General features: G+C 68.3%; 10 protein-coding genes. 1 reads left to right on the forward strand and 9 read right to left on the reverse strand.

Annotated features, from left to right (window positions below; genetic code table 11):
* Positions 1 to 1,128: 1,128 nt before the first annotated feature.
* From BLV94_RS05505 to BLV94_RS05520, 3 genes are all read right to left on the reverse strand, one after another.
* The gene (locus BLV94_RS05505) at positions 1,129 to 1,626 is read right to left on the reverse strand and encodes an Lrp/AsnC family transcriptional regulator (RefSeq protein ID WP_072950728.1); all 498 of its coding nucleotides are present in this window, start codon (positions 1,624 to 1,626) and stop codon (positions 1,129 to 1,131) included.
* 265 nt (positions 1,627 to 1,891) lie between these two features.
* Entirely contained in the window at positions 1,892 to 2,245 is a 354-nt protein-coding gene (locus tag BLV94_RS05510) for a histone-like nucleoid-structuring protein Lsr2 (protein ID WP_072950731.1), read from the reverse strand.
* A gap of 508 nt (positions 2,246 to 2,753) precedes the next feature.
* Positions 2,754 to 4,430 (reverse strand): ribbon-helix-helix domain-containing protein, encoded by a 1,677-nt coding sequence (locus BLV94_RS05520; protein WP_072950734.1) that lies wholly within the window; start codon positions 4,428 to 4,430, stop codon positions 2,754 to 2,756.
* On the opposite strand from BLV94_RS05520, the gene BLV94_RS48445 reads away from it, so the two are divergent.
* A complete protein-coding gene (locus tag BLV94_RS48445) occupies positions 4,414 to 4,596 on the forward strand; it encodes a hypothetical protein (protein WP_143051348.1) in 183 nt (60 codons plus the stop codon). The genes BLV94_RS05520 and BLV94_RS48445 overlap by 17 nt on opposite strands.
* 164 nt (positions 4,597 to 4,760) lie before the next feature.
* Here BLV94_RS48445 and BLV94_RS05525 read toward each other — a convergent pair whose 3' ends face one another.
* The 6 genes from BLV94_RS05525 to BLV94_RS05550 all read right to left on the reverse strand — a co-directional run bounded on the left by BLV94_RS05525 (position 4,761) and on the right by BLV94_RS05550 (position 11,247).
* Complete coding sequence (locus tag BLV94_RS05525; RefSeq protein ID WP_072950737.1) at positions 4,761 to 5,831, reverse strand: PDDEXK nuclease domain-containing protein; 1,071 nt, start codon at positions 5,829 to 5,831, stop codon at positions 4,761 to 4,763.
* An 83-nt stretch (positions 5,832 to 5,914) separates the two neighbouring features.
* A complete protein-coding gene (locus tag BLV94_RS05530) occupies positions 5,915 to 6,457 on the reverse strand; it encodes an RNA polymerase sigma factor (protein WP_072950740.1) in 543 nt (180 codons plus the stop codon).
* 140 nt (positions 6,458 to 6,597) lie between these two features.
* The gene (locus tag BLV94_RS05535) at positions 6,598 to 7,020 is read right to left on the reverse strand and encodes a hypothetical protein (protein ID WP_244163515.1); all 423 of its coding nucleotides are present in this window, start codon (positions 7,018 to 7,020) and stop codon (positions 6,598 to 6,600) included.
* A 166-nt stretch (positions 7,021 to 7,186) separates the two neighbouring features.
* Positions 7,187 to 8,113 carry a C39 family peptidase gene (locus BLV94_RS05540; RefSeq protein ID WP_072950745.1) on the reverse strand — a complete coding sequence of 309 codons (927 nt, stop codon included), beginning with the start codon at positions 8,111 to 8,113 and terminating at the stop codon, positions 7,187 to 7,189.
* 135 nt (positions 8,114 to 8,248) lie between these two features.
* On the reverse strand, positions 8,249 to 9,136 hold the full coding sequence (locus BLV94_RS05545; RefSeq protein ID WP_072950747.1) for a hypothetical protein: 888 nt from the start codon (positions 9,134 to 9,136) through the stop codon (positions 8,249 to 8,251).
* Positions 9,137 to 9,348: 212 nt separating this feature from the next.
* Complete coding sequence (locus BLV94_RS05550; RefSeq protein WP_074933612.1) at positions 9,349 to 11,247, reverse strand: Hsp70 family protein; 1,899 nt, start codon at positions 11,245 to 11,247, stop codon at positions 9,349 to 9,351.
* Positions 11,248 to 11,354: the final 107 nt, after the last annotated feature.

An 11,354-nucleotide genomic window follows, 5' to 3' on the forward strand; every position in this document is an offset into this window, starting at 1 on the left:
ACTGACTCGAATCCTCATGTAACCCCGATCACACGAGCTTGCGTAACAGCATGTGTTACCGATTACGCAAAGTCAAGTACAGATGGATGATCATTACGCAAACAGCAATTTTGCAGAGTCTCGTTGGCGGTCCACCCCAGCGAGACGGAGGCCGCCGACAGCAGGCCAGGCATCGAAGCGCATTCCTCACCGGTGATGCACGACCCGTGCTGCAGCGAGCGCGGTCAGCCGGGCGGTGCGACACGTTGAGCGGACGCAGTCACAGCGACAAGAGTTGGTACACAATGCAAGTAGCGTGCTCGGAGATCCCGAGGTCGGCTCGGCAGCCTCGGTCCGACGCGACCAGCCGCCGCTTCCTCCACGAGACCGCTCGGACCATCAGCCTGCGCGCAGTACTGCAATGACTCGAACGCACCGCAGTGCAGTGCAGTGCAGTGCAGTGCAGTGGAATCCTCCGCGACAGGTAGCGTTCCCATGTGGGCAGGGTTTCGAGACCTGAGTCGCGGCGAGGGTATGCCGGCTGCGGGGAGGATCCGGTTCACACGCCGTGCGACGCAATCGATTATCCGCTGGCGCATGAACTGCTGCACTCGGCTGGGCGATACCGCCAGAGGCGAGTCCGGTACGGCCGCGGGATCACCTTGACGTTTGTGTCGACGTCAGACGTGACCGACCATTCGGCGGCGACGGTGACCGTGAACGCATCAACTCGAGTTGGCCGTGGCGTTCGGCGCGTAACGGGATGGCATGGGAACGCCCGCTGACGTTGAGGTGCTTCAGGGACCGAATTCATCGCAGATTGCGACTATGGGCACATCAGCTGCGCATCGCAGCTCAAACAACCCCCAACGGCCGGAACGCTCGCCTTCACTATCCACCCCAACAGAGCATCGCTCGCTGATCTGGGCATCACCCCCGGTGGAGCCGGAAGTTGCCAACATTCTCATCGAGCTACCCGACGGCGTGCAGAGAGGTATCGAGCAATACCGGACGATGCCGCCCAGTGGCTGCGAATCCCCTCCGAAGGCCTTCAAGTCGCGACATCCAAGGTCGGAGGCGTCACTTCGAAGGCTCAGATACTGAGGTTCTGCGTCACCGGGACCGTATGCGGAGCGTCCACGGTGTGGGTCAGGCGGGCGAGTATTCGTAGGAGACCTTGTGCATCTTCAGTTCCATGAAGGTCTCGTACTCCCGGACGCCGCCGATGTCGGGGAGGCGTTGGTGCAGTAGTTCGTGCAGGTGGTCGTTGTCACGGCACACGAGCTGGACGTAGATGTCGGCGCGGCCGATGCAGGAGGACACGTAGGTGGCCTCCCGCCAGCCTGTGAGCGCCTCGACCACATGATCCTGCTGGCCGGGTTCGACCCGGAGCAGCAAAAACGCCAACACCCGGTAACCCAGCCGGAAGGGATCGGCGATCGCGACCACATTCAGCACACCCGAGTCCTGCATCCGGCCCAGCCTGATCCGAATCGTACCCTCGGAGACACCGAGCTCCCGTGCGATCTGCCGGTACGGCACCCGGCCGTCCTCCTGCAGCATCCGCAGAATCCCGCGGTCGACATCGTCGAGCCCCTCCGGCCCCTGCAGCACGGGCGAGGACTCCTCATTACCGGTGACCGTCATTTTGCGCACCTCATGAGTGTATTCGCTACGCATACCGGAGTGGGTGATCCACACCCATCTTCCCGAGCTCGCACACAGATGAAGCATTGCGTAGCTAGAGGGCGGCACTCCTGCGCAGTGTTGGTCACATTCGGCACTAGCGTTGCGCAATCATGACTAGTGCGCGACAATCGAACGCGCCAACGTTGCTCATCAGATGCCTTCACCTACGCGGCAGCAGGTGCAGGTGCGTGCGGGTCAGAGTCGAAGTGCACGCGCAGTCGCGTCAGTGCGCATCTTGATACGCCTGCTCGACCTCGGCTGGAATGCGTCCGCGTGAGGAGATTTCGTAGCCCCGTTCGGCCACCCAAGTGCGGATTTCCTTGACGTCCCGCGTCGCCGCGTCGCCGCGCCGGAGCCTTCGGGGCTGCCGGACAATCCGATCGGCGTTTGCGGACACCGACCCGGATGGCGTGTTCGAGAAAAATCCGATCGTCTTGTGAAACTTGCTGGCATGCTTGTCTTTCAGATCGATTTCGTAGTTCACCCCGTTGACGGAGAAGGTGATGTTTGCCCCGTCCTCGCCGAAGATGGTTCCGTCGATGTCGTCGACGAGTTCGACAACTACCTTGCGCGCCACAGTTCCCCGATCTCTCACGTCTTTTGTCGTCAGCAGGCAGAACCTGCTGGCGGGGACAGCCGATCGGGGGGACCGACCCAGGGGACGTGTCACTTCCGCAGGTCACTTGCCGGTTGGACGGGGCGAGAGCAGCCGGGTCTAGTCCTTTCGGGTGTGCACCGGGTGTTCGCCGCGTTCGGGGCGGCGTACCCCAGGATCGGACACAGTGCGATGGAAGGCAGGAAGGTGGGGACCTCCGGCCCCAGGCGTACACGTTGGCTGGAAGTCCGAAAGATCCAGCACACCAGTTCCAATTGGTGGGTGTCCACCGATCCGGGTGCGCAGGTCGACATGGCACCGACCGCGACGAACTGTATGTCGCACCCGTCCGGAGCAGTCGGTGCGGCGTGTGCGGGCGCCGTGGTCCGGGACAGTGCGGCAGCTGCCGTGGACGCGACGAGGGCGAGACGCAGAAACCGAGACAAGGGTCCTCCGGTGGTGTGGGCGACCCACGTACAATTCTCGCGGGTCAGGTGTCGCTGCCGCGGTCTGTCCGACGAGTTTTCTCGCGGCGGGCATGTTTGGCCAGTAGGTGTTTTCGGCTGGTCGGGGCGCGGAACATCTCGTCGAGCATCCGGTTGTCGATGTTGTGATGGAAGCGGAGGATGCGTTTGGCCGCGAGATACACCAGTTCCTGGCGGTCCGAGCCGAGCCGGTCGGCGAGGGCGTCGAGGTGGACGAGGAGTTCGTCGTCGAGGGCGACGTCGACCCGGGCCGTTCGCGGTGCGGGACGCAGGTCGTGCACCGGCGCAACGGTCTCCAGGTCGCCCGCGAGGTCCCCGGGGTCGTCGAGGAGCCGGCGCACCGCGACACGCACCAACGCCGACGCCAACCGGGTGCCGTGCCGGTCGGCGAGCCGCTCGATGCCGCGGCGGGCGGAGGGGCGGAGCGACACCTTGAACTTCTCGTCGAGCCTCGATGCGCCGGCCTCGTCGATCAGCGCCGGCCGAAAGTCGCCGGGGGCGGTGAGGAAGCGGTGCACCGCGACCGCGACCAGGTCCCGCGGCGACGCCTCGTATCGGGCGGCGAGGGCGGCGAAGCGGGCCGCCGTCGGCGAGTCCAGTCTCAGGGTGACCGGGTCGTGCGGCAGCGCCCGGGCCGCGGCGGCGACCCGGCGGGCCTGCGCGAGATCGCCATCGGCGTGGGGGGACCCGATGAGTCGGCGAATCCCGACGCGGAGCAGCGCGGAGAGCCGGCGGGGACCGTACTCGTCCGCCAGCTCCTCCAGGCGGCGTTTGGTGTCCTCGTCGAACCGGAAGACATGCCGTTTCCCGAACGGGTTCCCCTGCGGGCTCGGTGCCTTGCGGACGGCGGACGCGGCGGTGGTCTGGTCAACTGTCTGCCGGCGGCGGGTGTCGCGGGCGATCAGCAGGTCCCGGTTGGCGTCCCCGCGGTAGATCTCCTCGGTCACCGCCTTCTCGAGGTCCCGCGGGTTCGCCAGCAGCTGGCGGGCGGCCAGGCGCATCAGTTCGGCGCGGTTCGAGTCGAGCCGTTCGGCGAGGGCGTCGAGTTGATCGCGCAGGTCGTCGTCGAAGTGCACGTTCGTACGCGGGCCGAGGGTCTCCGGTTTCAGGTCGCGGGCGGCCCCGATCGTGCCCAGGTCGGCGGCGAGATCGCCCGGATCGTCGAGGAGACGGCGCACCGCCACCCGGATCGCCGCGGCGGTAAGGGCGTCGCCGTTGCGGCCGATGAGCCGGTCGAGTCGGTCAAGGGTGGAGCGGTTGAGGTACACGCGAGTGCTGGACGTGAGATCGGTGCGAGCGTCTTCACGGAGCACCGGGTGCCGGAACCGTCCCGCCGCGGCGAGGAAGCGGTGCAGAGCGACACGGACGATCGCGCTTCGGTCGGTGTGAAACTCGTGAGCGAGTTCATTGAGGCGTGTGCCGGTGGCGGGGTCGAGGTCGAGAGGTCGCTCCGCCCACGGGATGCGGCGGGCGTCAGCGGACGCCCGGCGGGCCTGGGTCAGGGCCTGCGGCACCCGGTCGGGGTCGGCGAGAAGTCGCCGGGCGGCCACCCGCACCAGTGCCCCGAAGCGGCGGGGCCCGATGCCGGCGGCGTACTCCTCGAGGCGTTGTTTGGTGGTCGTATCGAACCGGAGCGGGATCGGCTCCCCCACCGGTATGCGGCCCATGTTCGTCTCGCTCATCACCGGTCATTGTTCCGGTACTGGCGGGGACGTCGATTCGCACCCCACGGCATTGACCGCGCTGCGCGCTGCCGCGGTCATCGTGAGCCGGGTGGGCCTGTCGCTGCGAGGTGTAGTGCCCCGGTATCCGAGGGAGTGGATCTTCGGTGCGGCGCTGGGCGTCTGATCGATCGCGCGGCGCCGCTCAAGACGGCTGGCCGTTGGTTGTGCGGCGACAATGGGCAGAGCATGGTGCCCGATACACTTCTCGTCACTCAGTCATCGTGCGCCGCAGATTGCCTGCGGGGTAATTGATTTCGAATCGGTCCGGGGCTGACCGATGTCAGGGGGTCACTGATCGGTGTCGGCGCGTGCGGTCGGGGTCTCCGCCAGGTGGGTGAGGGTCTCCCCCACTGCGGAGGCGAGTTCATCGTCGGTGGGGACGAGTTCCCTCACCGGTGCCGGCAGGGTGTCGTAGGTGTAGTCGGCGACCGCCAACGGTGCGGTGGTCCCGGCCAGGGAGTAGCGGACGACGTTGTCGTTCCGTCCGGCGCACAGCAGGATCCCGATGGTCGGTGCGTGCTTGTTGTGGTCGCGCAGGTTGTCGTCGATCCAGGACACGTAGAAGCCGAGCTTGCCGACGTACTCGGGTTCGAACCGGCCGACCTTCAGCTCGACCACGACGAAGCGGGCCTGGATCCAGTTGAAGAACAGCAGGTCGATGTAGAAGTCGTCACCGTCGACGTCGAAGTGGTACTGCCGGCCGACGAACGCGAAGCCGTGCCCGAGTTCGAGCAGCAACCGCTCCAACCGGGCCATCAGCGCCGCCTCGAGCTCACGCTCGGCGACCCTATCGGTCAGGTCCAGGAAGTCGAAGACGTACGGGTCGCGGACCAGTTGCTGCGCCAGGTCGGAGTCACCGGTGGGCAGGTGGTCGGTGAAGTTCGAGGGTGCTGCCCCGATCCGCTGGTCGAGTCGGTTCCGGATCTGATGGGTGAGGACGTTGCGGGACCAGCCCCGCTCGAACGCGGCGGCGGCGTACCAGTCGCGGGAGTCCTGGTCGTCGAGGCGGTCGATCAGCACGGTCACGTGCCCCCACGGGATTTGTCCAACAGCTTGTTGGACGAATGCGCTCCGGGGCCATGCCGAGGCGATTTTCCGCATGTAGTGCAGGTTGCTGCGGGAGAATCCGCGCATCTCGGGGAACTCCGTACGCAGGTCGGCGGCGAGTCGGTCGATGATCTTGCTTCCCCACCCCTCGGCGGCCTGGCGGTCCAGGATGGCGCGGCCGAGGTCCCAGTACAGCAGCAGCAACTCGGTGTTGACCACCCGGGTGGCGCGGATCCGGGCTTGGCGGACCTGGGTTTTGAGGTGGTCGAGGAAGTCGCGGTAGTCGTCGGGCAGCAGTGGAGAATCGCTCACCCGCCCATCCTCCCGTACGCCGGGGACACGACCGCGGGGGCGCATTCGATCCGGACCCATACGAGAGGCTCCCCCAGGCGGCTTTACGGGTCGATCGCGGGGGTGAGGAGTGTGGCCAGTTGTTTGCGGGCGCGGTGGATCCGGGTTTTCACGGTCGCGACGGTGACGCCTTGGTGTTCGGCGATGTCGGCGTAGGGCAGGGAGGCGAATTCGGCAAGCACGATGGCGACGCGGAAGTCTTCGGGGAGTTGGGCCAGGGCGCGGCGGACCGCGTCGACGGTGGTGATCTGCTCGTCGAATCGGGGGGCGGGGTCTTCGAGCACGATGCCGTAGTCGCCGTCGGTGTCGTCGAGGCTGTCGGTGTTCTTGCGGCGTCGGACAACGGCGAGGGCGGCGTTGGCGGCGATGCGGTGCAGCCAGGTGTTGAAGCGGGCGTCGCCGCGGAACTTGGGGAGGTTCTGCCAGGCGGCGGTGAGGGTGTCCTGCAGGGCGTCTTCGGCGTCGTGGGTGTTGCCGGTGATCTGCAGGCACACGTGCCAGGCGTTGGTGCGGTAGCGGCCGACGAGTTCGGCGAAGGCGTGGTGATCGCCGGCGCGGCACGCGGCGATCAGGTCCGCGTCGTCCATGTCTGGTCCCCCCGTGCCGTGATCACTGTCGTTGCCGCCCCCGGGCGCCGAGGGAATCGTACCCGCCGTCACATACAGCCGCCCGAGCCAGGAATGCGGTCCCAGACCGGGACCCGGGGTGGTGGGGGCGTGCTGGTTGGTCAGAGCGGGTCGATGTCGTGGTGCCCACCGAGGTCGATGCCGGGATCGGCTCCGTCGTCGACACCGAGGGTGGACGGGTCGACGCTGTCGTCGCCGAGATCGAGATCCTGCCCGGCGGGTCGGTGCAGATCCGTGGCCTCGTCCTCGTCGGGTTCGAGGTCCAGGCCGGGGAGGGTGCCAGCGTCGGTGTCGAGGTCGTCCGCGTCGGCCTCGTCGTCGTCGTCGAGCAGGATGATCTCGTCGTCCTCGGGCACGACCGGGACGTCGTCCATGTCGGGGACGAGGTCGGCGTCGACGGGTGCGGTGGTGGGGTCGAGGGCGACCTCGAGGGCGCGGGCCCACACCTCGTCGGGCACGGGTGGCAGCGCACCCGATACCCCCAGTGCGGCAAGGACGGAGTCGTCGTCCACTGCTGCTCTCACCTCGTTTCCTCGAGTAGGTCGGCGCCGCCACCGACACCCACACTGGTTGGATGCACCGGTGCGGCGAAAGGTTCCCGCCGATCGCCGGCATCGTTCCGATCACCGTCACCGTGGTCGGTGTGGCCTCTCCAGTGTGCACGCCCCAGGTGCGGTCGGCTGGTAGCGGCTACCGCGACAGGTCGATCATCGCCCATCGGCGATCGGGTGCGGCCACCGACGCCGCGACCGGGTGCGGGTGGTCGGCCAGGTCGGGATCCGGGGCGTCGGCGACCAGCATTTTGTGGCCCGAGTCCGCCCAGGCGTCCTCGAACTGGTCGATGGGCACCTCGAGTTGGTTGCCGTTCGGGGCGCCGGGGTCGGAGAGGATCACCACGCCGCGGGTGTCGTCGATGCCGGCGACGATAAGGAAGTGGTCGGCCGTGTCGTCTTCCCCCGCTTCTTGGTCCGGGTTCCGGATCTCCCCGGAGTCGACCATGGCGATCACCCCGTGGCCGGCCTCGAGCGTGGTTTTCAGGTCGTCGATCGTGCCGTCCTGGACGGTGCAGGGCACCCCTTGGTCTTCGAGGAGGATCTCGAGGTTCGGCAGGGTCATGCCCTGCGCGGGGTCGCCGTCCTGCATGAGTCCGAGTTCAAGGGCCCGGTCCACCAACTGTTGGGGGTCGTCGATGACGACGCCGGTGTATTGGGCGATCACCTGCGCGGCGCTCGACGGCCCGCAGTAGCCGTCGACCTGTTGGAAGAACCAGTTCACCGACCATTCCACCGGGTCCCCGTACACGCCGTCCCCGCCGGTGCCGTCGACCGGGGACCCCGGGGTGATGCTGCCCTGTTCGGCTGCCGGTGCGGGCGCGTCCTGCGGCGGGGAGAGCGTCGGGGGTTCGGTGGGATCCGGGTCGAGTGTGCTCAGGTCGATGGCGGACAGATCCACCGGTCCCGGCCCGTCGGCGATGACGGCGAACGGGTCGTCGTCGACCGGTGCGCAGATCGCGTCGATGATCTCGTCGATCGGGCCCGGGTCGCCGAGGTAGGTGTCGTCGTCGGGTGGGGCGGCGGACCAGGCTGCTGCAGCCAGATCCGCGGCGATGTCGTCCATTCGGTGCTCTCCCGGTGTGGTTCGGCCGCAACATGAATGCCGCAACATGAATCGTGGGCGGCGGGTGTCCTGCACCCAGTCGCCCCGGCGGCAGGCGGGTGGGCGCCGACGCCCTCCGCGCCCGGTGGGTGTGGGTCAGGCCAGGTCGGTGGCGCTCGGGTCGGCCGGCGTCTCGGCCGGGTAGGTTCCGGCCTGCTCGTGGTAGTGGTCCTCGGCGGGGATGAGGGCTTCGAACTGCTCGATCGATCCGAGGTGCCCGTCGGTGGCGGTGTCGAAGGATTCCTGGGTGCCGTCGTTGTCGGTGTCGGCGGTGCGCAGGTCGAAGGTGCCGTCACCGTTGGTGTCGACCAGGGTGTCGTTGGTGACGCCGTCGAGGTCGGTGTCGAGGAGGGCGGTGTCGAAGCGGCCGTCGCCGTTGCTGTCGATCAGGTGCACGTCCGGGTTGCCGTCGGCGGTGGTGTCGAGCCGGGTGTCGGTGATCCGGCCGTCCTCGATGACGTCCTGGCGGATGGGTGCGCCGGTGGCGGGGTCGAGGTGGGTGGCGAGGTCGACGGTTCCGTCGTCGTCGAGGTCCTCGGCGAGGCGGATCCCGGTGGCGGTGGGGGCGATGCCGGTTTCGTAGGTGCCGTTGCCGTCGGTGTCCTGTTCGACGAGGGTGATGGAGCCGTCTTCGTCGATGTGGGTGATGGTGTCGATGCCCTCGATGCGGGTGTGGATCAGGTCGACATCTCCGTCGCCGTCGACGTCCCGCGGCGAGTAGTACTCCCCGCCGGCGCCGGCGGTCGGGTCGGTGTCGCCGGCGGCCCCGAGGTCGGTGGTGGTGGTGGTGGTGGTGGTGAGGTCCGGCGCGGTTGCGGTGCCGGCGGGGCCCGGGTCGGCTGCGGCGGTCGGCTGCTGGCCGCCCGCGATGGGGGCGGTGGTGTAGGTGGCCTCGCGCGGGTCTCCGGTCAGGTTGGGGCTGGGCGAGGCGGTCTCGGCGCCGGTGGTGGTCTGGGTGTTCTGGGCGGCGCGGGGGTTGCTCATCTCGAATCCTTGTCCGTCGAAGGGTTTCCGGCCGGGAAGTGGTGTTCCCGGTGTTGTCGAGAGTTGGATGCGGTGAGTGCCCCGAAAGGTTCCCGGGCGCACAAAACAATTTTTGCGCCGGTCGCGACCGAGCATGAAGGGGCCCTGTACAGACGGCTGCGCCCGCCCCAAAAGTGGGGCGGGCGCAGCGAGTTCGTGCGGTGGCGGGATGGTTAGTTGATCAGTCCGGCGCGGGAGAGGAACGTCTTCGCGCCGTCGAGGCCCTGGACGTCGCTGAAGCTGGCCATCACCCCGGTCGAGCCGTTGGCGTACCAGATCGAGTAGGTGCCGGCGTAGCCCGGACCGTCGATGTGGGCGGCCGCGGTCCGCGGGATGTTCTCCACGATCTCGTTGTCGGTCGAGGTGGTGTCGTTCTGGAAGCCCTGCCGGATCCCGAGGACCCGTTTCTTCGCCTCGGCGGCGTCGACGCTGAGAATGATCGACTGGTAGTCCTGGTCGGAGATGCCGGCGGTGAGCGCGGCGCCCTCTTTCAGGGTGCATTGCATTTCCAGTCCACCGTTCTCGGTTTCGCCGCTGGTCTTGCAGTTCTCCAGATCTGACCGCAATGCTGCCGGAAGCGCGGCCAGCACAGCGTCTTTCGTGGTCGGAACCTGCGTGTTTCCGGTGCCGGAGGCGCCGACCTGTTCCGCGTCGGCGGTGTCCCCGGCCGCGGCGGTGTCGGTGACAGCGGGCTGATCGGCGGCGCTGTGGTCGTCGCCGGTGAGGGTGATCGCCCCGATCACCCCGGCGGCGATGACCGCGGCGGCGGCCGCGGCGCCGATCACCGCCCACTTCTTACGGCCCGCACCCGTGTCCGCCGCCGGTGTGGGGGTGGGGGTGGGGGTGGGGTGCCAGGCCGTGGCCGGCCGGTCCGGGAGGGGTGCGGTCGCCGCCGGCCCGCCGGGGCGTTCGGGGGCAGATGTCGGCGGGGTGGGGTGGGTGTACCGGGTCCCGCCGCCGCTGGCTGCGGCGGTGGTGGTGAGGCCGCGGACGATCGGGGCGGCGGCCGCGATGGCGCCCTGCGCGACGACGGTCTTCGGGTCGTCGAGGGTGGCGATCGGCCCGAGTGCCTTGAGGTGGTCTTGGACGATCGGGATCCGGGAGGACCCTCCGGTCAGATACAGCGCGTGCAGCCCGGTGGGGTCGGTGACGTGGGCGTCGGCGAGGGTGGCGCGGGTGAGGGTGACCGCCTTCTCCAAGGCCGGGGTGATGAGTTCCTCGAACTCCTCCCGGGTGATCTGGAACTTTTCGGTGTGCCCGCCGCCGGCGACGGTGATGGTCGCCGACGGTGCCTCCGAGAGCAGTTCCTTGGCGCGGCGGATCGAGTCGTCGAGGGCGTGCCGGATATCGATCGGCGCCGACCGCAGGTAGTCACCGAGTTCGGGGTTGCGGGCGTCGAGTTGTTCGTCGACCCACCGGCGGATGTAGGCGTCGAAGTTCTTCCCGCCGAGGCCGTTGTCGCCGCGCGCGGCCACCACGTCGAAGGTGCCGTGGTCGTTGGCGGCCAGCACGGCGATGTCGAGGGTGCCGCCGCCGAAGTCGAAGACCGCGATCTTCGCGCCCGGGGGCAGGGTGTTCGACCGCGAATAGTAGTGCGCCGCCGCCCGCGGTTCGGAGACCGTGGTGACCTGGGAGGGGTCGAGCCCGAGTTGGGCGGCGGCGTCGAGGAGTACCTGGATCTCGCGGGGGGACCATGCCTCGGGGTGGGTGAGCACCAGCTGGGCGGGGGCCTGCCCGGCGTGCGCGGCGCGGGCCCGGGCCATCACCGAGTCGAGGACCGCGGCGACCGGCACCGACGAGGGGATCGTGTAGCCGTTGACGGTGACCACGCCCTGCCCGATCACCCGCTTCGGGGAGGGCAGGTAGGCGGCGGGGTTGGTTTCGGCGCGGTTGGTGGCGACGTCACCGACCGCGATCTGGTGGGGGGTTTCGACGAACACCGCCGAGGACATGGTGGTGCGGTTGTGGCTGAGCTGCAGCGCTTCCACCGCGCCGCTGACCGCGCCGGTGTGTGCGGCGGCGGTGTTGGAGGTGCCGAAGTCGATCCCCAGCAGCCAGTCCGGCCTAGACATTGATCCCCCTCGTGCTCGAACCCCACTGAATGCGCGCGGCGGCCGGTGCGGCGCGGTCGCGCCCGGGCATCATGTCACGCCGACGTGGCGGCGGTGGCTGCGGCGGT

Source organism: Rhodococcus koreensis, assembly GCF_900105905.1.
Taxonomy (GTDB): domain Bacteria; phylum Actinomycetota; class Actinomycetes; order Mycobacteriales; family Mycobacteriaceae; genus Rhodococcus_F; species Rhodococcus_F koreensis.

Excerpts from the sequence above, each read along its gene's own strand:
- BLV94_RS05505 (WP_072950728.1), bottom strand. The coding sequence starts at position 1,626 with ATGACGGTCACCGGTAATGAGGAGTCCTCGCCCGTGCTGCAGGGGCCG.
- BLV94_RS05550 (WP_074933612.1), bottom strand. The coding sequence starts at position 11,247 with ATGTCTAGGCCGGACTGGCTGCTGGGGATCGACTTCGGCACCTCCAAC.
- BLV94_RS48445 (WP_143051348.1), top strand. The coding sequence starts at position 4,414 with ATGTTCGTCTCGCTCATCACCGGTCATTGTTCCGGTACTGGCGGGGAC.
- BLV94_RS05545 (WP_072950747.1), bottom strand. The coding sequence starts at position 9,136 with ATGAGCAACCCCCGCGCCGCCCAGAACACCCAGACCACCACCGGCGCC.
- BLV94_RS05520 (WP_072950734.1), bottom strand. The coding sequence starts at position 4,430 with ATGAGCGAGACGAACATGGGCCGCATACCGGTGGGGGAGCCGATCCCG.
- BLV94_RS05530 (WP_072950740.1), bottom strand. The coding sequence starts at position 6,457 with ATGGACGACGCGGACCTGATCGCCGCGTGCCGCGCCGGCGATCACCAC.
- BLV94_RS05540 (WP_072950745.1), bottom strand. The coding sequence starts at position 8,113 with ATGGACGACATCGCCGCGGATCTGGCTGCAGCAGCCTGGTCCGCCGCC.